Raw genomic sequence first — 23,777 nt, 5'->3', positions numbered from 1 at the left:
TTAAACTTTTCGAATCCCATTCGAGCTGGTCAGAGCGTCAACATGAGATTAGTCACCTGGCGGTGAGCCAAGTCGGGTTACATGTCGTTGAGTGCGTCCATCGACTCGGGCAGCAGCTGGCCGCCGTCGACGATGATCTCCTGGCCGGTGATGTAGCGGGCACCCGGGGAGGCGAGGAACGCCACCGCCTCACCGATGTCCTCCGGGTCGCCGAGGTAGCCCAGCGGCACGGAGCGCGCCATCTGGTTGACGTAGTCCTCACCCAGCGCGTCGAGGCCGGCGGTGCGGATGTTGCCCGGCAGCACCGCGTTGATGGTCACACCCTGCGGCGCGAGCTCCAGGGCTGCGGAACGCACGAAGCCCATCTGGGCGGCCTTGCTGGCGCCGTAGTGCGACCAGCCGGGGTAGCCCGTGAAGTTACCCGTGATGGAGGACACCACCACGATGCGCCCGGCTTCGCTCTTGGTCAGCGCTTCCTTGGCGGCCTTGACGCTGACGACGGTGCCGCCGACGTTGATCTTCAGCACCCGCATGACCTCATCGAGGGTGAGCTCGTCGATGCGCTGCTGGGGGTAGATGCCGGCGTTCGCGACGAGGATGTCGAGGGCACCCTGCTCGTCGACGACCTGGGCGACGGCGCGGCCCATGGCGTCCGCGTCGGAGGCGTCCGCCTGCAGGGTCGGGAAGCCGGCGGCGGCGCCGGCCTCCATGTCGGCGTCGGTGAGGCCCGTGACGTAGACGGTCGCGCCCTGGCCACGCAGGACTCGGGCGATGCCCTGGCCGATGCCCTGGGCGCCGCCGGTGACGAGCGCCACCCGGCCGGCGAGGGCCTGGTTGGAAGAAGCAGTGTTGGTAGTCATGACGCCATCCTAACCATGGTGTGGCGGAGGCCGCAGAAACCCCGCTCGCGACTACCCCCTCACACCGCATGCGGGGCCGGCATACGCCGGTTGCGCCCACGCCGCCACGCCCAGCACCCGCACCCCCGCCGCGCGTGACGCCCGCACCCCCACGGCGGCCGGCCCCCCACACCCCGCACCAACAGCCGGCGCCCGGCGGTGGCGGACATGCAGCAGGCGGGTTCCGCTACACTCGGGCCCACGCCCGATGCACACCACAGTGTGCACCCGCTTGCTTTTGGAAGGTCTCACCCCACGCCCATGACCCTGACCGAGCTGATCATCGACTACTTGGGCGGCGGCACGAGCCGCGAGGAGTTCCTCGCCCAGGGGCTCGCCCTTGAGGAGCCTGTGCTGCTGCCCCGCGACGGCGCCCTGGAGATCGTGGCGGGCGACCCCGCCAACGACTTCCACGACGTGCTCGCCGCCACCGTAGAGCGCGCCCCGGAGCGCGTCGACGAAGTGATCGCGCTCTGCGCGGACCTGGCGCAGCTCCGCCGCGCGGCCTCCTAGGATTCCGCAGCCCCGTCCGCGGCACCCACACCTGCCGCACACGCTCCCGCGCCCGGCGCGCCGATGGCGGCGCGGTGGATGTGGCTGAGCATCTCCACCCGCCGGGCCAGGGGTGCGTCGGCGGGCACGCAGCACTTCGCCCCGAGATAGTCGGCGCCGACCGCCCGACTGGCGGCCGCGTCGATGAGCTGCTCCGACATGATGGAGGCGGGTTCGTCGGTGGTGGCCGGCAGGTGGCCGTCGAGCCATGCGCTCCCGTAGGTGGTGGCTTCGGGGGAGGCCCCGCTGAACAGCACCCCGCGCAGCACGCCGGCGGCTGCGGCCTGGGCGACGTGCTCGGCGGGGACGGTGGCCCCGCGGGAGCCGACGGCGCTGCGCCCCCAGTTCAGCGACACCCCCACCCCATACTCCTGGGCGATGGCTATCTCGTCGCCGAGGAGGAGGAAGCCTTTCTCCGGGGTGTGGGTGCGCCGCACCCGGTCCGGGCTGATGCCTGCGGCGTCAGTGGTGGCGGTGGTTTCGTCGCAGTGCTCGATGACGAGCTCCACGCCACCCCAGTCCCAGGCGGCGATCTCGGCGACGGAGGTGGCGAAAGCCTCCGGATCGCAGGTGTTCGTCGGGGCGGAGTGCAGCGCCACCCAGCGGAACACCGGGCCATGGTCGGCGTGGAGTGACGCAACAGCGTCGTGGGCTTCCCGCAGGAATTCCACGGCCCGGGCCCGGCCACTGGGGTGGGGACTGGCCAGGCCGAAGGTGGGGTCGTCCCACACGCTCATCATGGTGCCCGGGATGGGGGTGAGGACACTGTGCGTGAACCTGCCCGCCATGAGCTCCCCCAGGTGGTACCGGGTAGCGGGGTCCCGCAGCTGGCCGGGGAAGGGCACTTCGAGGCCGTCGACCCAGCCGGTGGCGGCCAGCAGGTCGTAGTACTCGGCCTGCCCGGCGGCGTCCTGCGGCTGCGAGGCATAGGCGCCGACGATAAACGGCAGAGCGGCGCGGGCTGCGGGCGACACATGGTCTTTTGCGCTGGGCATGGGGTCAACACTCCTTGGGTGTCGGGGCGGCGCCTGGGCTTTGCGCCCCGCGGCGTCGCGGGGATCGGTAGTTTAAGGATGCGCCGCCCGCCGCGACGCAGGGGCGGATTCGGGGGTGTGAGTTTCGCCGCCCAGCGCGCAGGGGCGCGGGTGAGCGCCCCTGGTGTGGGGCACTAATCGGCGGCGTTGATGATCTCGTCGTTGCCATCCTCGGGGCGCACTGCTGCAGGGTTGACGAGCTTCTGCAGGGCACGCGGCAGATTGAGACCGATGGAGGCGATCACGATGCCGGCAAAGCCGACGGACAACACGGCGAGCGCACCGCCGAGGGACCAGTGACCGGCGATCGCGGCACCGAGCACAGGGCCGACGGCACCGCCAAGGGCACCGACGTTGTAGCAGAATCCAAGGCCGGCGGCGCGGCGCTCCACAGGGAAGTAGGAGGACACCCACTTCGGCAGCAGGCCGGAGACACCCTGGCCAAACATCTGGTTAAAGAACAGGAGCGCAGCCACGAGTGCCACCCACTTACCGTTCTGCATAAACAGGGGGAAGACGAGCAGCTGGGAGATGATAAGCGACAGGGCGTACCAGCGGCGCATGCCGAATTTGTCACCCATGAATCCTGCGGTGATGTAGCCGAGGGCGTTGCCAAGGCCGGCGAAGGTCACGACGGAAGACACGGTCGCCGGGTCCATGCCGACATCCTTGAGGTAGGTGGGCAGCAGGCCCTGGATGGGCCAGGTGTACATGAAGGACGCGAAGATCGTCACCATGATCGCCACACCGATGACCCAGCGCTGCGGATCGAACTGGTAAATGAAGCCGATGAAGATGCCGCCACAGGCGACCCCGAGGACCGCGATAAGCAGCGCCGGCAGATGCACCTCGGAGAAGATAAGCAGCAGGAACACTGCGGCCACCACCACTCCGACAACGTTGAGGACTTTGCGGGGGCCACCGAAGAGGATCGCGAGCATGTCGTTGTTACCCGTCTCCTGCTTCTTTTGTTCCTCCCAGTCGGTAGCCTCCGGGAGAGAACGGCGCATGTAGATCGCGACGATGATCGGCACGATGCCAGTAAGGAACAGTGCGCGCCATCCCCAGCCCGGGTGCCACGCATCGACCGCGGCGGTGAGGTGCTGGTTGACCTGGGCGGCGAGGATGACGCCAAACGCAAAGCCCGAGAGCAAGAACCCGGATGCCTTATTACGCATGTGCTTCGGCCAGGACTCGATGACGTAGGTGGCGGAGGAAGAGTACTCCCCTGCCATCGCGAAACCGATGACGAGGCGGCAGACGAACAGCAGCCAGAAGCCCGGGGCGAACGCCATGAGGACGGAACCGCCAGCAAACAGGAAGATGGAGATGATCATCGCCGGCTTACGGCCCACCTTATCGGCCAGGGCTCCGAGGATGAGGCCACCAATCCAGCGGGATACGAACGCCGCCGACACGAGGGAAGCGGCCTGCACAAGGCTCAGCCCGAAGGCCTCACGGATGGCGGGCAATGCAAAGGAGATGAGGACGAAGTCGTAGCCGTCGAGGAGCACACCAAGCCAGGCGGCGAAGAACGCCTTCCACTTCTCCCGGGACAGCTGCTTGTACCAGGGAAGAGCGCGGGTGGCATCGGGGGTGGGGGTGTGTGGAGTCATGTGTGGCTGCCTTTCTGGCGTGACCGCCCGCCGCCTGTGGGCGGGCGAGGAAAGGAAGAAGACGGAAGAAAAGAGTGTGGGGTGCCCCGCCCCGGGGCGAGCGGGTCAGACATCGGTGCCGCGCCCCGGGGTCATGGACACGTGTGAAAGCGGGTTACGCCATCCTGCCGGCGAGGATCCAGTCGATGGGAACGTGGGCGAAGTAGATGCCATCCCATTCCATTTCCCACAGCAGACCGATAGTGGAATCGTCGAGAAGCACCATGGAGGAGTACACGTAGGTGTCCGGCCGGAACACCCGGTTGCGGCTGAACGTGCGGCCCCCGTCGTCGCTGTAGCGGAGCACTCCGCGGCCCCGTTCGCGGGAACGGCCGGAATCACCGGGGAACCGCTTCGACGCGTTGGAGAACACCAGCTGGTTTCCACCGATGGCGAGGACATTGGGCTGCGAGAAAATCTCCGGCACCTGGGTGAGTGCGACTGGCACAGTCCAGGTGTCCCCGTCGTCGTCACTGGTGGAATGCAGGACGTGGGGGCCCAGGTTCCGCATGAACATGTGGATGGTGCCGTCGGCGGTCTGCGCAATGGTGGCCTCATGGGCGGCGCGACGCCGATCATTAAAGGTCTCCAGGTCGAGGTCCCCGTTGGGGCTGCCTCCGAGGTTCCAGTTGATGCCACCGTCGTCGGAGAAGATAACCCCGGCGCTGTAGACGTTGGCGCTGGAGCGAGCATTGTTGAAGTACACCGGCACCAACATCCGCCCGGAGGTCGTCTGGAGCGCTGACCCCGGACCGGTACCGAGGAAACGCATCCACGGCTGCTTGACCTGGTGGGTGATGTCGACGGGTTCGGACCAGGTGCGGCCGTCGTCCATGCTGCTGACCATCACCATGTAGGCGGTCCGTTCTTCACTCAGCGGCCCGCCGGGGAGGTGAATGTTGCCCACCTCCACCCCGTCGCGGCGGATCGTGCCATCCGTGTCCACGATAAAGTCGGTGCCGTCGACGGTGCCATCGGCCTGCAGCGTATACACGGTGCCCTTGGTATCGGTGAGCAGCTTGCGCCCCTGGGCGTCATAGCCAGTGGTGGCTCGCGAGTTGGCCTGGCCGCCACCACCCGGGAAGCGGTCAACGATCATGATGATGCGGCCGGAGTCGCGATCCTGCACGAGGCAGGTATCGATGACAGAGGCCCCGGAGCGGCCCGATCCGGGTTGAGTGATCGCAACCTGCACGTCCTCCCAAGTGTGCCCGCCGTCTTCACTGCGGCGTACCGCCGTCTGAATGTGGTTCGGGCTGTCATAGGGGCTGGCGGTGCGCTGGTCGGCGCAGGCCAACAGGGTGCCGGCCTGAGTCCGCAGCAGGGTGGGGATGCGGTAGCTGGCGGAACCGCCATAACCGCGGTCGAACAGGGCACGCGAAACCGCGATGGGCTGCTCAGCGAGCTGCGCAACCTGTTGCCACAGCAGCGGCTGCTGGAACACAGCGGCCCGGTGAATGGTGCCGGTGAGCTTCCATTCCTCCCCGTGGTTGTCGGTATTGCCGCCCAACCACAGTCCGGTTGCACCACCCAGCCCCGCGATGAACGACGAGTGGGAGTGCCGTTCAACCTCAGAGCCATCGACGTAGACGATGCTGCCGTGCGGTGAGGTGCTCATCGCAACGCTGTGGCGTTCGCCGTCGGCCCAGTCGCCAGCAACGGTGAACTTCATGGCGAAGCGTCCGCGGGTACGGTGCTCGACGACGAGTGCCCCGTCATTGAGGGCTAGTGTGAGGTCCGTTGCGTCCGCGCGGGAATCACCCACGCTCATGAGGGAGACCACGCCCCGGTCGACCGTCGTGAACTCGACGAAGAGGGTACCTTCCGTCGGCAGCTGCTCCCCAAGGTCGGGCAGACGGTTGACCAGGGGAACCCTGGGGGCAACGTCGAAGGGCCCCTGCCAGGAACCGACCGGCACAGGCAGGGTGCACATCCGGGAGATCTCCTCCGGAGAAAGTGCACGGTCGGTGCACACCACGTCAGAGACCCAGCCAGTCACGTTTCCACCGCCAGCCATCACAGTCGCGGCCTGGGCGCGCTCCGAATAGGTGCGCGTCGTGGAATGGGCGTACTGCCCATCGAGGAACACACGAGTGCCCTGCGGGTCGACAACGAGCGCCACCCAGTGGGGGTGCCCATCATCGAGGTGTGCCGGACGATCGCTGGCCACGGGGAAACGGAGCTGCTCGCCAAACTCGAGGTGGCCGCGGTCGATCGCAACGCCAAACACCGCTGAACCACCGGCCCGGGCCTGAACGATGGGGCCAGTGCTTCCAGGCTCTGCCTGGTAGCGGAACAGCAGGGTGGCGGACTCACCGCCCAGCGCTGCCGCGTCGCCGACGGGGGTTTCCTGCCCGGGGCGCAGCGGAATACGCTCCGCCGCCGCGTCATCAGCGACGGTGAATTCCTGCGCCCACGCGTGCGGCATGGGGCCCCAGTTAACGAGCCCCGCGGCCATCACTGCGGCCATGCCCTTGAGCGTGGTGCGGCGGGATAGTTGCATGTCGTTCATAAGAACTCCTAGATGAAATGTGGCGAAGACAGAGGTGAAGAAGAAAGAGAAAGAAGGAAAGAGGGGCAATAGGCATCCCGGCAGCCGTATCGGATCAGCTGATGGTGCTACGGGACTCGGTGATCCACTCGAAGTCCAGGGGCGTGAAGAACAGGCCCTGGGTTTCTCGTTCCCACAGCAACCCGATGCGTCCGTCAGGTAGCTGGGTCATGCACTGGTAGACGTAGTGCCGGGGGTTGAAGACTTTGTTGTGCGGCCAAGTGTGTCCGTCGTCAAAGCTGGCGCGGAGCACTCCGCAGCCACGAAAAGGCAGCATGCGGGAGGCGTTGGCGAAAACGATGGCGTACTCGGCCCCGTACTGGGCGGCCTGCTGTGCGTCGAGCTGTACGCGAATGGCATTCGGTTGGGAGAAGATCTCGGTGAGTTGTTCTTCGTAAGTGACGTCGCCCCAGGTCTCCCCGCCGTCACGGCTGATGGCGTGGGCGACACGTCCCGAGGGGTGCTGGTTCCGCATGAACACGTGCACGCTGCCGTCGGAACCTTCGACAAGAGCGGATTCGTGAAGGCTGCCGCGATCGTCGGTCAGAGTGCGGGAGTGCAGCTCCACACCATCAAGCGTGCGCCCATCGTTTGGGGAGGCCCCCAAATGCCATGTGTTGCCACCGTCGTCGGAGTAGATGGCGGCGCAGGAGAAGGTGATGCCTTCTTCGTGGTTGTAGTACACGGGCACGAGGATCCGACCGCTGGCCAGTTGGATGCCGTTGCCGGGGGAGGTGCCGAAGAATCGCATCCAAGGGGCTTTAACCTGGGCGGTGATGTCGATGGGATCGGACCAGGTGGCCCCGTCGTCATCGGAGTAGATCATCTGCAGGTAACTGGTCCGCGCGGTGAACAGGCTCTCGTCGGGGTCGACACCGTAGGCGAGGTAGATGTTGCCGGCGGCCGCGCCGCCGCGGGTGACGCTGCCGTCAGCGGCCACGCGGTAGTCGGTGTCTGTGCCATCGACGTGTTCCACCCGCCCGTCGGCCCGGAGAATGTACTCGCCGCCAGCACGGTCGTGGAGCAACATCTCCCCGGCCTCGGAGTAGCCGGTGCCTGCGGCGCAGTTGGGTTGCCCGATACCGCCGGGGAAGTGATCGATGAGGACGAGCACCCGCCCGGTGGAGTGATCCTGCACAAGAACGGAGTCGATGACGGAGGCCCCCAGCCGACCACTGCCGGGGTAGGTGATGAGCGTCTGAAGCTCCTCCCAAGTGTGCCCGCCGTCGAGGCTGCGGCGCAGCACGAAGTTGATGTCGTTGGGAGAGTCGTTGGCGATGCTCACCCGCTGGTCAGCGCCTGCGAGCACGACCCCGGAGTCGAGGGTGAGAATGCTGGGGATACGGTAGGAGGCAGAGCCCGCCATGCCTGTGTCGAACAGGGCCTGGACCGGCAGGGGGCTCGTCCCAGCAAGCCTTTTGACCTGGTGGTCGCTAAGAACGCTGTCGAAGATCGCGGCGGTCTGTGCCTCCCCAAACAAGCGGGAGCCTTCGAGGTTCATGCCAACGGTGACTCGCCGGACAGTGCCAATGTCGCCAAAGAAGGCTGCTCCAGGGGCTTGCCCCACCTGGGTGCCATCGGCGTAGAGGATGAGCGCGCCCCGCCCGGAGGTCAGCACGACATCGTGCCAGGAACCGTCGTCGTAGTGTCCGGGCGCGGCAACGGTGGCCAGTTCGCAGCCGGCACTGTCCCACACGGTGTAGTGCAGGCCATCGGCCCGGAGTTCCAGTGCGAGACGGCCTGCGCTGCCCTCAGCGGCGATGATGGTGCCGCCCTGACCCATCCCGCGGGCCCGCATCCGGGCGCGCAAGCTGCCGTGCGTTAGGGCGCTGCAGCGCGCCGCATCGCGGGAGCTGAGTTCGGCGGCCGCGAATTCGATGAGTGGGGCCTGGGGAGTGGCCTGCGCGACGTGAGCTTTGGAGCTCAGCGCATCGGCAAAGAGGACCAGTCGGGTGGCGGACATGATGCCGTCCGCGTCAACGAGGATCTCGGTGGCGTGCAGAGCTTCAGTCCACACCCCGAGGCTCGTGGTGAAGGCCTCGTAGCCATCGACGAAGACGTGCATGCCCGTCTCATCGACGGTGAGTCCGATGGTGTGCTCGTGACCGTCATCCAAGCCGAGCGTGTCCTCGGCGTCGATGTGGCGGATGCCCGCCTCCGCAATGACCCTGCCATCGAGGCGGCCGCCCGCAATCTCCAGGGCGAGTGAACCTTTCTCGCCAAGGATCTCCAGCAGGGGCCCGTCAACGGTCGTGCGGAACCCAAGCACGAGACTGCCGCGGGCGGTGCGCTGGGCGGGGTCGATGGGAGTGGACTCGGGAACTTCTCCAGTGATGGCCACCACCGTGGCGGGGAGTTGTGCCATGGCTCGTCCTTTACGGATCCTGGCGGGGCGGGCGCGCGCGAGCACAGCCGCACACCGCAAACATCTGACGTTTTCTTACTGCCCGCCAATGTACCCACAGAGTCTGTGGGCCACAACACAACGTAAACAAAAATGCGAAGCAGGCCACGCACAGGAGGGGTAGCAGATATGCTACGACAAGCGTTTTTCCAGGCCATTCACCACAAATCCCAGGCAGCGCACACAAGCACCACATGCACACATCACCATAAGCAGCTACCCCCGCAACCTACCCCCATATTTCACTGAAACCCCGCCAACAGACATGCCCGATCCCACATTCTGCGGCCTGCGACACAGTGATACACCGGGGGCAAAGTGTCCCCAATCCCCACCGAATCCACACATTCCCACATGAAGAGATAGGTGCGACTGGACACAACCATCGCTGAAGAATCCAACCGAAAAACGCCACGTCACACCCGAACGGACGCACCCCACACCCAGCACCCACACATCCCACCACGCAACCACGCGCGGCTGCAGCACCCATCCCGGACGCTTCTCCATTGCCGCGCGGAGTCCACCGATGCGATGCCCGAATCCACAACAGAGCCACCCGAACCCACGCCAGCACCCACCCCCTACCTACCCCCACGCACAGCGCGCCGCCCACCCCACACACGACGGCGCGGAAGCACCCCACAGCGCCCACATCGCTAAGAGATGAATCACAGGACAAAACCCTGCGGCGAAGCCCACGGACACGCTATGGCGGCGCAAGCCGAACGCCGACGCCGCAGGAAACCTGCATCCTATGCAACACACACACTCTCCCCGCACTGCAGCAACCGCACGGAGCCGCAATGCCAACCCCAGAGACTCCTAAGAGCGTGCGGCGTGGGCGCGCATGCTGGCGGCGACGGTGGCGGTGAAGTTCGCCAGGCTGGTGGGCACGTCCTGCGGGTCCATCATCACTTCCACCCACACGAGCTTGTCGGGGGTGTCCCAGGCGCGGGCAAGGGCGCCGCCCAGCTCGTCCGGGGTGCCGGCCCGCAGCACCAGGGTGTCGGCGTCCGAACCCCCGAGCGCCAACGGCACCTGCTGCCAGTTGTAGGTGCTGATGTCGTTGTAGAGGGCGTGCGGGCCGTGGATGGCGCGTTCCACGGTGTAGCCGGCGTTGTTGATGAGCAGGATGATGGGGTGGGTTTTCTCCCGCAGCATGGTGGAGATTTCCTGCACGGTCAGCTGGGCGGCACCGTCACCGGTGACGAGCACGGTGCGGCGTTCCGGGGCGGCGATGCCCGCGCCGAGGGCGGCCGGCAGCGCAAAACCGATGGAGGCCCACACCGGCTGCCCCATGGACCACGCGCCCTTCGGCAGGGGTTTGCCGGCCAGCCCGAACATGGTGGTGCCAAGGTCGGCGACGAGGATGGAGTCGCTGGGCAACCAGCCGGTGATGATGTCCCACAGGTCATCCTGGCGCAGCGGCTGCGCGCCGTCGATGGGGGCGGGCGTGGTGGTCGCTGCGGGCTGCAGGGGCTGCGGGGTCGGGCGCGCGGCGGCGATGGCGCGCTGGACGGCGGCGATACCGTCGGCCATGGCGATGGGGCCGAATTCGGTGGTGCCGACGCGGGCGGACAGCGGGTCGATGGCCACAATGTCCGCGTCATCAATGTCGGCGCTGAAGCCCGCGGTGGCGGTGTCGGTGAGCAGGGTGCCGATCATGATGAGGCGTTCCGCCCCTTCCACGGCGTGGAGGGTGCGTGGGGTGGACACCGCCGCCCAGTAGGCGCCGACGTAGCGGGGGCTGTCGGTATCGACGACGCCGACGGACCACGGCAGGGTGGCGTACGGCAGCGCGCAGGAGGCGATGAGTGCGTCGGTGGCGTCCTGGGCGGAGTAGCGTTCGATGAGCCGGTCGGCGACGATCATGGCGGTGTGCCCCCGGAGGAATTCCGTGGCTGCGGCCTCAAAGGCGGCGAGTGCCGTCGGCGCGGTGATCTGCCCGATGTCCTCGGCGATGGACCCCCAGGGGCGGGCGCAGGGCGCGGCCGCCACGTCCGGGGAGAGCACCACGTAGCCGGGGCGGGACTGGGTGAGCATCGTGCGGATGACCCGGTCGATTTCCTTCGCGGCGTTCTCCGGGGTGAGCCACGCCTGCGCGCAGGTCACGTGGGTGGCCATGTCGTAGAAGTGCCGGTAGTCGCCATCGGCAAGCGTGTGGTGCACCTTGAGGTGATTGTTTTGGCTCCAGCGCGCCGGCGCGCCCACGATGTGCAGCACGGGGACGTTCTCCGCGAAGGAACCGCCGGTGGCGTTGATGGCGGACAGTTCGCCGACGCCGAAGGTGGTGACCATGGCGGCAAAGCCGGTGATGCGGGCGTAGCCGTCGGCGGCGTAGCCGGCGTTGAGCTCATTGTTGTTGCCCACCCAGCGCAGCTGCGGGTGCTCCAGGATGTTGTCGAGGAACGGCAGGTTGAAGTCGCCGGGCACGCCGAAGATCTCCTCGATGCCGGTCTGCGCGATGCGGTCGAAGAGGTAGTCGGCGACCGTATACGGCACCTCGGCGGGCCGGGTGTCGGCGAGGGTGGCGATCTCGGGGGCGGGGCGTTTCGTCACGGCGGGGTGGGTCCTCACGGGGTCAGGGAACAACAACACGGGCGAAGAAAAGAAAAATGACCGACAAGCACGCGACGCAGCGAGCGCGGCCTGCCTGCCGACGTCCCGCCCACACCGGGGTGCGCCCAGTGCGGGGGGACGTCGTGAATGCCTTGACGATTCTAAACCGCTGCGCGCAGCCCCTCCCCCGGCCGGTGGTCCTCAGGCACGGGCTTCACGCGGCGAGCCTGGGCCCGTGGGGCGCCGGGGCTGCGCTGCACAGTGTGCACAGTGCGGCGCGCCTCGCGGCGGGGTGTGTTACTGGCCGTAGTGCAGCCACACGGTCTTCTGCTCCGTGTAGCAGTCGAGCGCCCACTTGCCCATCTCGCGGCCCCAGCCGGAGGTCTTGTACCCACCCCAGGGGGCGGCCATGTCGGGGATGGGCAGCATGTTGACGAACACTGCACCGCTGCGCAGCCCGTTGGAGATCCGCTGCGACTCGCCCAGGTCCTTCGTCCACACGGTGGCCGCCAAACCGTACTGGCTGTCGTTGGCGCGGGCCAGCGTGCCCATGAGGTCGTCTTCGCCGTCGTAGGCCATGACGGAGAGCACCGGGCCGAAGATTTCCTCGGTGGCGATCTCCATGTCGTCGCGCACCCCGGTGAACAGGGTCGGCTCGACGAAGAAGCCCTCCCGGTCGACGCGCTGGCCGCCGGTGACGAGCTCCGCGCCGCTGTTCTTGCCGGACTCAATGAGGTTCATGACGTGGCCGACGTGCTTCTCACTGACCAGCGGGGTGACCTGGGTGTTGGGATCGGAACCGGCACCGATCTGCATGCCCTGCATGGCGGCGGCCATCTTCTCGACGAACTCGTCGTGGACGGCACGGTCGACGAAGAAGCGGGTGTAGGCGGCGCACACCTGCCCGGAGTTGAGCAGCGCCCCGCCGAGGTTACCGGCGACGGCGGCATCAATGTCGGCGTTCTTCGTGATGATCGACGGGGCCTTCCCCCCGAGCTCCAGGGTGAGGCGCTTGAGATTGGAGTCGGCGGCCGCCTTCGTGATGATGCGGCCCACCTGCGTGGAGCCCGTGTAGGACAGGTGGTCAACATCCATGTGGCTGCTCAGCATGGCCCCGACCTCCCCGCCGCCGGTGACGATGTTGACCACGCCCTGCGGCACGCCCGCTTCCTGCACGAGTTCCACGAGCTTGAGGCTCGTCAGCGGGGTGACTTCACTGGGCTTGATGACGACGGTGTTGCCGGTCGCCAGCGCCGGCGCGAGCTTCCACGCGAGGATCATCAGCGGGAAGTTCCACGGGGTAATGAGCGCGTTGACGCCGACGGGCTCCCGGCGGGTGTAGTTGAGGGTGTCGGGGAACGAGATCGGGTTGATGACCCCTTCCATCTTGGTGACCCAGCCCGCGTAGTAGCGGAAGTGGTTCGCCGCGCCCGCCACAGAAATACCCTGCGACACTCCGAGCGGCTGCCCCTGGTCGAGGGTTTCCAGCTGGGCGAGTTCCTCGGCGTGCGCCTCGATGAGGTCGGCGATCTTAAACAGGACGGCGGCGCGCTGCACGGGCAGCAACCCGGCCCACTCCGGGGCAGTCAGCGCCCGGCGGGCGGCGGCGACGGCGGTATCAACATCCGCCTGGGTGGCAGACGCCACGGAGGTGATGACCTCCCCTGTCGCCGGGTTGAACGTGGGGATCTCTGCCCCGGTGCCGGTGACTGCCTGGCCGTCGATGAACATGTGGTTGAGCATGAGAGTGTCCTTTGCACGCACCCCCCACAATCATGGGGGTGCGGGTCGGGGCCGCGTACAACCCGGCGCGCACTGTCCTGCCGGCGGCGGGTGCGCGCCCGGGTGGGGCCGGGTGAAAAAGGGAAAGGAAGGGAAAAATTGTGTGTGTGCGGAGTGGAGCAAGCCACCCGGACCGTACGGGCGGGTGTGGCGCGGGGGCGCAGTGCGGAACACATGAGCACTGCGCGCTCCCGGCTCCTGAGATCTCCCCGCAGTCCCCGCCACAGGCGTGGGCTGTTGGGGTGTTCGGGGCCGGCGGGAGAAACCAGCCCCACACCACTGTGACCCACACCTGCGGCGAGAGTGACTGCGGTTACACACAGCCTAGGGGTGAAAACCCGCCCGCGTTTGCCGTGGAACGCACGCCCCTTGCACACCCGTGCACGCCGCGGGCATGAGTGGGCATGAGTGGGCATGAGTTCTGGGCGCGGGCAGCCAGGCGGCACGCCCGGCGCACATCAGGTGCACATCAGGTGCACATCACGCCATCTGGGCGCCCTGCCGGACCTGCCGGGGGCTGCGCCCATAGCGGGCCTTGAAACTCCGGGAGAACTGCGCCGGATTCGTCATGCCGACCCGGGCACCAATACTGGCCACCCCCACCCCGGATAAGGTCGGGTCCTGCAGCATCCCCAACGCCGCCCGCAGGCGCTTCTCCCGCACCAGCTGACACACCGTCGTGCCCCGCTCCTGGAAGAGGCTGTGCAAGTAGCGCACGCTGATGAAGTGGGCGGCCGCCACCGACGCCGGACTCAACCCCTCCTCCCCCAGGTGCTCATCAATGTAGGTGTCGATCGCCGCCAACAACTGGGAGCGCTCATCCATGCCCACACCCCACTCGGCGGCCACCTGTCCCAGCAGGGGGCCAATCATCGCCACACTGCCCGTGGCGTAGTGCTGCCCGGCGGGGTGCTCCACGACGTGGAGGGTGTTCGCCAAACTCTGGAAGAAACTCACCGCCGGGGCAGCCACCCCCTGGCCGGGGATACTGCGCACCAGCGCGGCCTGAAGGGCCGCGTCCGCCAGGGGCACCATGGTGCGCTCCACCTGGATGATGAGGATGTCGGCCTCCTGGCCGAACTCCACCTCGAAGGGGGTGGAGGTGCCATAGGCCACCACATCCCCCGGCCCGCACACGGCCGTCCGCCCGCCCTGGGTCACGGATGTTTCCCCACCCAGCTGCACCGTGAACTTCACGAAGTGCGTGTCGTGCGGGCCGATGTGCCGGTCCAGTTTGCGGACGGTGTGCCGCGCCCCCTGGATGCGGTGGAAACTCACCCGCCCGTGGCTGGCGGTATCGACGACACCCCAGAACGCATCGGGGTCGTGCGCCTCAAATTCGAGGCGGTTAAAACCCCGCGCGACGGCCTGCCGGTAGCTGTCCAGCGTATGCACCGGCAGGTGCAGCCCCGCCGCCGGAGCCAGGGGCGCCCCCTCCCCCGCATCGCACCCGCGCGGCAGCAGCAACGGGGATGCGGCGCGCGACTCCGCACGCGGCGTTGCCCGCGCCGCACGGTCCGACGAGGCCCGGGGCGAGTGAGCCTGGGCCGCGGTGGCGCGACCAGGAGCGTTCATGATGCCGCTGGGGGCGGTGGGTGCCGACATGGAAGGAAACCTCCAAAGGGACATCGCGCGCACGCCACCAGGGCGCGGCAGCCACGCAGGCCACCACACCCCTGCCACGCCCCCGCGAACGGGGCGCGGTGTGTCGAGACGCGCTGGGGTGAAGAGAAGAAAGGGAAGAAGGAAACGAACGAGAAAAAGAAAAAGAAGAGAGAAGCGAAAGAGAGGTAGGTAGAGGGACACAGGCAGCCAGTGCAGACACGGCGGGCGCCGCACCCGCACCACCATCACACGTGACACGGTGCACACTGCCGTGGTGTGCAGGATACGCGGCACACCCGGCTGCACGTGTGCTGCCGGGGATGTGCAGTGCAGCCCTCACCCCACCCGCCACCTGCGCCACCTGGGGGCGCAGCCGCAGGCTACGGGTGCTGCGGGCGCTGCGGGTGCTGCGACTGCTGCGGGAGCTGCGGCCGCCGCGCTAGGGCTGGAAGATGGGGGTGAGGAACTCGCCCAGCGCCGCCGGCTGCTCCAGGGGGAACACGCCCGCCACGTACTGGTCGGGGCGCACGACGACGACCGCGCCGGTGCGGCTGATGCCGCGGGCGTCGAAGATGTCCCGCTCCCCCAGCTGCCGGCAGGTGGTGCGGGCACCGAAGGCCTTGTTGTAGTTCACCAAGCGGTGGGGGCCCACGAGCGGCCGGAACGCGGCAGGGATCTCGGGGTGGCTGACGTCCGTGTGATCGCCCTGGTAGATGACCTTGACGTCGAACAGTGCATCCTCGTCGCCGTCGGCAGGGGTGAGGTGCTGCGGGCTGGCGGGGTCGGTGGACCACCACTGCGCCCACGCCTCCGTGCGGGGTGCGGCGGCGGGGTGGGTACCGTCGGCGAAGACGTAGATCCGCCAGCGGCCGTCCGCCCGGTGCAGGTGGCCGAGCTCCTTGGTGTTGGCGTCGCACACCCGGTCCACGGGGAAACTACGGAAGCGCTTGCCGATGGGGTAGCCCGCGGCGAGGTCCTGGTGGGCAGCGTCCGCGGTAATGAGGCTGGGGGCGTAGCAGGTCATGAAACCGGCGGGGAATTCGGCGGTCTTCACATAGAAGTCCTCCAGGAAGGAGGGATCCTCGAAGTCTTCCGGCGGGGTGGCCATGAGGGTGGACCACTCCTTGTCGAAGGCGATGAGGTCGGCGGCAACCTCCTGGCGTTCCCGCCCGTAGGTGCGCAGCAGTTCTGCGTTGCCGCGGCCGCTGAGCACCTGCCCGAGCTTCCAGCCGATGTTGAAGCCGTCCTGCATGCTCACGTTCATGCCCTGCCCCGCCTTCGCCGAGTGGGTGTGGCAGGCATCGCCAGTGATGAACACCCGCGGGTCGTCCTCGTCCCCCTGGCAGTTGTCGAAGCTGTCGGTGAGCCGGTGGCCGACCTCGTACACCGAGGACCACGCCACCTCCTTCACGTCCAGGGTGTAGGGGTGCATGATGCCCTGGGCGGTGGCGATGATTTCTTCAATGGTGGTCTGTCGCACCGCGCCCGCATCCTTTTCGTCCACCTCCCCGAGGTCGACGTACATGCGGAACAGGTGCCCGCCCTCACGGGGGATGAGGAGGATGTTGCCGCCGCTGCGGGACTGGATGGCGCACTTGAGCCGAATGTCGGGGAAGTCGGTGGTGGCGACGACGTCCATGACACCCCACGCGTGGTTCGCGGCATCGCCTTCCAGGCGGCGGCCGATGGACTTGCGCACCTGGGAGCGCGCCCCATCGCAGCCGACGACGTACTTGACCTTGAGCACCCGCTCCTCCCCGGGGGTGGCCCCGCAGCCGGAGTCCGACTCGCAGGTACACCGCACCGTCACCCGCACCGGGTACTCCGGGTCGACCTCCGCGCCTAAGACCTCCAGGTCGACGAACTCCCACCCATAGTCCGGGGCCATGCGGGTGGGGCTGTTCGCCATGAACTCGGCGAAGTAGTCCAGCACGCGCGCCTGGTTGACGATCAAGTGCGGGAACTCCGAAATCCCCTCCGGGTCGTCGGTGGTGCGGGTGGTGCGCTCAATCGCGCGGGAGCCGTCGGCGGCCGGCTTCCAGAACGCCATCTCCGTGATCTGGTACGCCTCCGCAGTGATCTCGTCGGCGAAGCCGAACGCCTGGAAGGTTTCCACACTGCGGGCCTGGATGCCGTCCGCCTGCCCGAGGATCAGGCGGTGGCCGCGGCGCTCAATGATGCGGGTGTGAACGTCCGGGTACATCGACAGCTGGGCGGCCGCCACCATGCCGGCGGGACCGGAGCCGACGATGAGGACGTCCATGCACTCCGGCAGCTTTTCCGGGCGGTCGACGCCCACCCCCTCGGCGGGGAGGACGCGCGGGTTCGTGGAGACGTAGCCGTGGTGGTGAAATTCCATGACAGGCAACCTTTCAGGGGTGCGGAGGGTGAAGAAGGAGGGAGGAAAAAGAGGAAGAAGAGAAACGGAGAGCTGAGCTCAGCAAAGGGCGAACAGGGGGAAGAAGAACGTCACGAGCGGGACGCCGGGGGTGCCTCTGCCCGCTACTCCGCGGCTGCGGCGGCCGCGGGGCTCGCGCTCGTGCGTGCGGAGCCGAAGCGCAGCGGGTTGGCGGCCTGCTCTGCTTCGTGGTCGAGCCCGAGAGGAATGCCGCTGCGATCTCGCACTGCCAGGGTCGCGAGCAAACCAATGACACTCATCGCGACGAGGTAGTAGGTGACGTTCTGGGTGGAGCCGGTTTTCTCCACGATGAAGGCGGCAATGGTGGGGCTGAAGGCGCCGCCGACGATGGCGCCGATGGCGTAGGAGATCGACACCCCGGAGAACCGGATACTGGCGGGGAACAGTTCGGCATACAGCGCCGACTGCGGCCCATAGGTCATCCCGAGGCCAAAGGTGAGGAACACCAGCGCCAACAGCAGCTTGCGCGGATCCGCGGTGTTGACCAGGGGGAACAGGGCGATCGCGCCGAGGATCTGGAAGATGAAGCCGATGATGTAGGTGGTGCGGCGGCCGATATAGTCCGACAGCCAGCCCGCAAAAAGGGTGAAGATGAGCCAGCTCACCGCCGACCAGGTGACCGCGCCGAGCACCTGCCCGCGCGCCAGGCCCACAGGCCCGTCGGGGTCGGTGGCGTAGTTCTGGATATAGCCGCCGGTAGTCATGTAGCCGACGGCGTTGTTGCCGGCGAAGATGAGGGCGGCAATGATGACCAGCGGCAGGTGGCGGCGGAAGAGCACCACGACGGGCGCGGTGGCGGTTTCGGCGCGCTGCTCCATTTCGGCAAACACGGGGGACTCCTCCACGCCGTGGCGGATGATGAACCCGATGATGATGAGCACGACGCTCAGCAGGAAGGGCACCCGCCAGCCCCAGGTGAGGAACGCGTCCCCGGGGGCGATGGTGCTCATGAGCTGCAGCACCCCGGAGGCCAGCAGCAGCCCCAGCGGCACCCCGATCTGGGGGCTGGCGCCGAACAGTCCGCGGCGGCCACTGGGGGCGTGCTCCACGGCCATGAGGACGGCGCCGCCCCACTCGCCGCCGGCGGAAATGCCCTGGATGATGCGGAGCACGATGAGCAGCGCCGGGGCCCACAGGCCGATCTGCTCATAGGTGGGCAGCAGGCCAATGAGCGCGGTGGCAGCACCCATCGCGATGAGGGTGATCATGAGGACCTTGCGGCGGCCCACCTTGTCGCCGAAGTGCCCGGCGAGGAACGCGCCCAGCGGGCGGAAGAGGAAGCTCAAGCCCACGGACACAAAGCTCAGGATCGTCGCCAGGCCGGGGCTGTCGCTGGCGAACATGATGGTCTTGAACACCAGGCCGGCGGCGATGGCGTAGACGAAGTAGTCGTACCACTCGATGGCGGTGCCGACGATCGTCGCGGCGGCCACCTGGCGCTGCTCACGGTCGACGTGGGCGACGGCGGCGACGGCGGATTCTTCCATCGGCGGGTGATTGAGGTGGGGGCGTGGCAAGTGGGGATTCGGCGACACGTCATTCTCCAGGGGGTTCGGGGCAAGCACGCACAGCCACCACCGGAGCGGCACAGGTCACAGCGTTTCGTATACCATCTGCCGCCAGGCGGGGCTACTGCACATCACATCCACCGGGTCGGGGCGACAGCACAATCGTGACCGCGACCACCACGAGGAGGGGCACTCCCCCGCGCGGCGGAGGGCTTCCCTCCCGCCCGGGAGAGCGTCTGCACACCGCGCGATGGGCGAACGCTGCCACCATGACACCCGGCCAACATGCCGTTACGGTGCAGCAATGCTGCTACGCAACGGAGGCGACAACGATTCACGGGTGAGTGCATCGACGACGGTCACAGAGGTCCGAGGACATCGAGGACGCCACCCCGGACACCATAAAAGAGGTCTGATGTTTCTGTGGTGCCAGTCGCAGTGTCCGGAAGAGTGTGATGTGGATTGCTTGCAGGCTTGGGGCAAATCATATACGATTTTGCCCAACGCGCAAGGACTTGCTAGGAGAACAACTTGCCTCATTCCCCAAAGCCCCCGCTCACACCAGAAAAACTCGACTCGTTCGGCACCGTCTTCGCCGTCCACGTGGCCTACAATTCCCGCGCCGCGCAGCGCGGCCGGTGGCCGAAGAAGCCCTCCTATTTCCTCAAGGCCACCAGCTCGCTGGCGGCCTCCGGGGAGGACATCGTCCGTCCCGAGGGCACAGAGCTCCTCGCCTTCGAAGGGGAGATCGCTCTCATCATCGGCCGCGAAGCTCACCGCGTGTCCCTGGAGGAGGCGTGGTCCTACGTCGGCTGGGTCACGGCCGCCAACGACTTTGGCATCTACGACTACCGCGCCCAGGACAAGGGCTCGAATGTGCGCTCCAAGAGCCGCGACGGCTACACCCCCCTAGGGCCGGAGTTCCTCGACGCCTCCCAGGTGGACCCGAACGCACTGCGGATCCGCACCTGGGTCGGCGACACCCTCGTCCAGGAGGCCGTCACCGACGACGAGGAAATGATCTTCCCGCTCGCGCAGTTCGTTGCCGATCTCTCGCAGCACCTCACCCTGCGCCCCGGGGATGTCATCCTCACCGGCACCCCGGCGGGCTCCACCGTGGTCACCCCCGGTGACACCGTCACCGTCGAAGTCGACACCGCAGGCGCGGCAGCAGACGGCACCCGCCTGAGCACTGGGGCGCTGCGCACCACCGTCGTCACCGGCCCCGGCGACTTCGACCCTGCGGTGGGGCTGCTGCCGCAGGCCGACGTGCAGCAAAGCATCGACGCCTACGGCGATACCGACTCCGCGCGCGCTGCCGGCGTCGACGTGCCGGAGGATCTCACCACCATGGACGAGGAGCTGCGCGCCCTGCTGGCCACCGTGCCGACGGCGGGGCTGTCCGCCCAGCTGCGGGCCCGCGGCATCAACCAGTGCCACATCGAGGGCGTGCGCGCCCAGGTGCCGGGCACCACCATGGTGGGCGTGGCCGCCACCTTGCGTTTCCTCCCCGGCCGCGAAGACCTCTTCCCCGCCCTCGGCGGGGGCTACAACGCCCAAAAGCGCGCCTTCGACGCCTTGCAGCCCGGCCAGGTGCTCGTCATCGAAGCCCGCGGGGAGCACGGCTCCGGCACCTTAGGCGACGTGCTGGCCCTGCGGGCGCAGACCCTGGGTGCAGCGGGCATCGTCACCGACGGCGGCATCCGCGACTTCACCCCCGTCGCCGAGGTCGGCCTGCCGGTGTTCGGCGCCTGCGCCCACCCGGCTGTGCTCGGCCGCAAGCACCTCCCCTACACCTCCGGCACCGCGGTGGCCTGCGGGAACGCAACCGTGTTCCCGGGTGACATCATCGTAGGTGACGACGACGGCGTCATCGTGATCCCCCGGGCGCTCGCCTGGGAGGTTGCGATCGCCGCCGCCCGCAAAGAAATCGAGGATGAGTGGGTGGCCGCCCGCGTCCGCGAGGGGCACCCCGTCGACGGGCTCTTCCCGCCGACAGGGGCGTGGAAGTCCGCCTTCGACGACTACCTCGCCACCCACCCCGAGGTGCTCGCGCACCTGCCGGACCGCGCCCAGCCCGGCGCGCCCGCCGTGTAAGGCGCGCCACGCGCCGGCCACCACCGCTCATCCTCACCGCACCCACACCACACACCCCACATGTCACCCACCGCGCCCCAGCCCACCACCCGGTGCGTGGGACCGCGACCACTGTGGGGTGGGAGAGACAGGAAGAAGCACCATGACCGGCGTGAGCAAAACTGAACTGGCCTACCAGCTGATCAAAGAGAAGATCACCAGCGGGCACTTCGCCCCCGGCCACCGCATCGTCCTCGCCCCGCTCGCGGAGGCGCTGAACACCTCGGTGGTGCCGATCCGGGAGGCGCTGCGCCAGTTGGAGGCCGAGGGCCTCATCGAATACGAGCGCAACGTCGGCGCCCGCGTGGCGATGGTGGACCGCTCCGACTACCTCGACTGCATGTACACCATCGGGGTCCTCGAGGGCGCGGCCACCGCGCTCGCGGCACCGCACCTCGACGCCGAGCAGCTCGCGGAGGCCGAGGCGCTCAACGGGGAGATGGCGGCCCTGCTGGCCGATTTTGATCCCAGCGCGTTCACCGACCTCAACTACCGCTTCCACCACACCCTGTTCGCGGCCTGCCCGAACGCCCGCCTGGTGGAGCTCGTGGAATCCGACTGGCAGCGGCTGAGCTACCTGCGGGAATCCACCTTCGCGTTTGTGCCGAACCGGGCCGCCGAGTCGGTGCGGGAGCACGAACGCATCCTCACCCTCATCCGCATCCAGGCGGATGGGGACTACATCGAAAAAGTGGCGCGGGAGCATCGGCACCGCACACTGTCCAGCTACCTCAACTCCCTGGCGCACCCCAGCCAGGGGGAAACAGAACCTTTCACCGCCGGCACGTGACCCGCGCCGGCCCCTGACCTTCCCAGGAGACCCCATGACCACATCCCCTGCCACCACCCGCCCGACGAGCCCGTGGATGCCGGAGCGGATCCAGCACTACATTGGCGGCCAGTTCGTCGACTCGGTCGACGGCGGCACCTTCGAGGTGCTGGACCCGGTGACGAACGAGCCGTACATTCTCGCCGCCTCCGGCACGAAGGCCGACATCGATGCCGCGGTGGAGGCCGCCCGCCGCGCGTTTACTTCAGGGCCGTGGCCGCGGATGCTCCCCCGGGAGCGCGCCCGGGTGCTGCACCGCATCGCCGACATTGTGGAATCCCGCGACCAGGACCTCGCGGAGATGGAGTCCTTCGACTCGGGCCTGCCGATCACGCAGGCGCTGGGGCAGGCGCGCCGCGCGGCGGAAAACTTCCGCTTCTTCGCCGACCTCATCGTCGCCCAAACCGACGATGCGTTTAAGGTGCCGGGCCGGCAGGTCAACTACGTCAACCGCAAGCCGATCGGCGTGGCGGGGCTCATCACCCCCTGGAATACGCCGTTCATGCTGGAGAGCTGGAAGCTCGCGCCGGCGATCGCCACCGGTAACACGGTGGTCCTCAAGCCCGCGGAGTTCACCCCCCTGTCGGCGTCCCTGTGGGCCGGCATCTTTGAGGAAGCAGGCCTGCCGGAGGGCGTGTTTAACCTCGTCAACGGCTTCGGGGAGACCGCCGGCGACGCGCTGGTCAAGCACCCTGAGGTGCCGCTCATTTCCTTCACCGGTGAGTCCCGCACCGGGCAGATCATCTTCGGCAACGCCGCCCCCTATCTCAAGGGGCTGTCGATGGAGTTGGGTGGCAAGTCTCCCGCCATCGTCTTCGCCGACGCCGACCTCGACGAGGCCATCAACGCCACCATCTTCGGCGTGTTCTCCCTCAACGGGGAGCGCTGCACCGCCGGCTCCCGCATCCTCGTCGAGCGCGCCATCTACGACGAGTTCGTCGAGCGCTACGCCGCCCAGGCTGCTCGGGTGAAGGTCGGCCTCCCGAGCGACCCCAGCACCGAAGTCGGCGCGCTCGTCCACCCGGAGCACTACGCCAAGGTCATGAGCTACATCGACATCGGCAAGACCGAAGGTCGGCTCGTTGCCGGCGGTGGCCGGCCCGAAGGCTTCGACACCGGCAACTTCGTCGCCCCCACCGTCTTCGCCGACGTCGCCCCGGACGCCCGGATCTTCCAGGAGGAAATCTTCGGCCCCGTCGTCGCCATCACCCCCTTCGATAGCGACGAGGAAGCCCTGGAGTTGGCGAACAACACCCGCTACGGGCTCGCCGCCTACGTGTGGACCTCGGATCTCAAGCGCGCCCACAACTTCGCCCAGAACATTGAGGCCGGCATGGTGTGGCTGAACTCCAACAACGTGCGTGACCTGCGCACCCCCTTCGGTGGGGTGAAAGCCTCCGGCCTGGGCCACGAGGGCGGCTACCGCTCCATCGACTTCTACACCGACCAGCAGGCCGTCCACATCACCCTCGGCGAGGTCCACAACCCCGTCTTCGGCAAGGCCTAAGCACTCCCCGCGGCAGGCCCCCACCCAGCAGGCTCCCTGCGCCAGCGCCGCCGCACCACCCCACCGCCACCCGGCAGCGCAGCTGCTGTCACAGCGGTACCCACACAGCCGACACCCAGGTAGGCAGCCCAGCACCCTGCCCGCGGTGGGCGGCCCCTGCAGGCACGGGGCCGTGCCGGGGCTGGGGGTCCCAGGGGCTGGGCACCTGCAGGGATGCGCCCTCCAGGCTGCGGTGCCCGTGCGCCCCAGCGGTGCACCACCGCACTGCCACAGCGACAACACCTGCGACACCACCACCCCTCCACGACCCCGCATGGTCGTTGCGTTCCCGCCG

15 protein-coding genes are annotated in these 23,777 nt (G+C 67.7%); 5 read left to right on the top strand and 10 right to left on the bottom strand.

The window, feature by feature from the left end; translation table 11 throughout:
• Positions 1-77 precede the first annotated feature (77 nt).
• A complete protein-coding gene (locus C1Y63_RS02710; RefSeq protein WP_106014925.1) occupies positions 78-860 on the bottom strand; it encodes an SDR family oxidoreductase in 783 nt (260 codons plus the stop codon).
• A 300-nt stretch (positions 861-1,160) separates the two neighbouring features.
• Between C1Y63_RS02710 and C1Y63_RS12480 the strand changes: the two genes are divergently transcribed.
• A complete protein-coding gene (locus tag C1Y63_RS12480; RefSeq protein WP_146128839.1) occupies positions 1,161-1,412 on the top strand; it encodes a hypothetical protein in 252 nt (83 codons plus the stop codon).
• Here the strand turns inward: C1Y63_RS12480 and C1Y63_RS02700 are convergent.
• The 7 genes from C1Y63_RS02700 to C1Y63_RS02670 form a co-directional block, all read right to left on the bottom strand.
• Entirely contained in the window at positions 1,409-2,446 is a 1,038-nt protein-coding gene (locus tag C1Y63_RS02700) for a DUF4862 family protein (RefSeq protein WP_106014924.1), read from the bottom strand. The genes C1Y63_RS12480 and C1Y63_RS02700 overlap by 4 nt on opposite strands.
• Before the next feature lie 173 nt (positions 2,447-2,619).
• Complete coding sequence (locus tag C1Y63_RS02695) at positions 2,620-4,101, bottom strand: MFS transporter (protein ID WP_106014923.1); 1,482 nt, start codon at positions 4,099-4,101, stop codon at positions 2,620-2,622.
• A gap of 154 nt (positions 4,102-4,255) precedes the next feature.
• Positions 4,256-6,652, bottom strand: a complete 2,397-nt coding sequence (locus tag C1Y63_RS02690; protein ID WP_106014922.1) for a sialidase family protein — start codon at positions 6,650-6,652, stop codon at positions 4,256-4,258.
• Positions 6,653-6,746: 94 nt separating this feature from the next.
• The gene (locus C1Y63_RS02685) at positions 6,747-9,056 is read right to left on the bottom strand and encodes a sialidase family protein (RefSeq protein WP_106014921.1); all 2,310 of its coding nucleotides are present in this window, start codon (positions 9,054-9,056) and stop codon (positions 6,747-6,749) included.
• Between the two features lie 864 nt (positions 9,057-9,920).
• Complete coding sequence (locus tag C1Y63_RS02680; protein ID WP_233195543.1) at positions 9,921-11,657, bottom strand: alpha-keto acid decarboxylase family protein; 1,737 nt, start codon at positions 11,655-11,657, stop codon at positions 9,921-9,923.
• Between the two features lie 297 nt (positions 11,658-11,954).
• Entirely contained in the window at positions 11,955-13,400 is a 1,446-nt protein-coding gene (locus C1Y63_RS02675; RefSeq protein ID WP_106014920.1) for an aldehyde dehydrogenase, read from the bottom strand.
• A gap of 519 nt (positions 13,401-13,919) precedes the next feature.
• A complete protein-coding gene (locus C1Y63_RS02670; RefSeq protein ID WP_158256064.1) occupies positions 13,920-15,044 on the bottom strand; it encodes a helix-turn-helix domain-containing protein in 1,125 nt (374 codons plus the stop codon).
• A 320-nt stretch (positions 15,045-15,364) separates the two neighbouring features.
• On the opposite strand from C1Y63_RS02670, the gene C1Y63_RS13165 reads away from it, so the two are divergent.
• Positions 15,365-15,487 carry a hypothetical protein gene (locus tag C1Y63_RS13165; protein ID WP_255414028.1) on the top strand — a complete coding sequence of 41 codons (123 nt, stop codon included), beginning with the start codon at positions 15,365-15,367 and terminating at the stop codon, positions 15,485-15,487.
• On the opposite strand, the gene C1Y63_RS02665 is transcribed toward C1Y63_RS13165, so the two are convergent.
• Together C1Y63_RS02665 and C1Y63_RS02660 are read right to left on the bottom strand one after the other, a co-directional pair.
• The gene (locus C1Y63_RS02665) at positions 15,484-17,403 is read right to left on the bottom strand and encodes an FAD-dependent monooxygenase (RefSeq protein WP_106014918.1); all 1,920 of its coding nucleotides are present in this window, start codon (positions 17,401-17,403) and stop codon (positions 15,484-15,486) included. The two genes, C1Y63_RS13165 and C1Y63_RS02665, sit on opposite strands and share 4 nt — an antisense overlap.
• A 143-nt stretch (positions 17,404-17,546) precedes the next feature.
• Positions 17,547-18,950, bottom strand: a complete 1,404-nt coding sequence (locus tag C1Y63_RS02660; protein WP_106014933.1) for an MFS transporter — start codon at positions 18,948-18,950, stop codon at positions 17,547-17,549.
• Positions 18,951-19,502: 552 nt separating this feature from the next.
• Here C1Y63_RS02660 and C1Y63_RS02655 point away from each other — a divergent pair.
• The 3 genes from C1Y63_RS02655 (at position 19,503) to hpaE (ending at position 23,443) form a co-directional block, all read left to right on the top strand.
• Positions 19,503-21,068, top strand: coding sequence for a fumarylacetoacetate hydrolase family protein (locus C1Y63_RS02655; protein WP_106014917.1), 1,566 nt, complete (start codon positions 19,503-19,505; stop codon positions 21,066-21,068).
• A gap of 142 nt (positions 21,069-21,210) precedes the next feature.
• Positions 21,211-21,897 carry a GntR family transcriptional regulator gene (locus tag C1Y63_RS02650; protein WP_106014916.1) on the top strand — a complete coding sequence of 229 codons (687 nt, stop codon included), beginning with the start codon at positions 21,211-21,213 and terminating at the stop codon, positions 21,895-21,897.
• 34 nt (positions 21,898-21,931) lie between these two features.
• A complete protein-coding gene (gene hpaE / locus C1Y63_RS02645; RefSeq protein ID WP_106014915.1) occupies positions 21,932-23,443 on the top strand; it encodes a 5-carboxymethyl-2-hydroxymuconate semialdehyde dehydrogenase in 1,512 nt (503 codons plus the stop codon).
• Positions 23,444-23,777 lie beyond the last annotated feature (334 nt).

This window comes from Corynebacterium sp. 13CS0277 (genome assembly GCF_002994655.1).
Classification (GTDB): domain Bacteria; phylum Actinomycetota; class Actinomycetes; order Mycobacteriales; family Mycobacteriaceae; genus Corynebacterium.
This window is presented reverse-complemented; position numbering and strand designations above follow the sequence as displayed.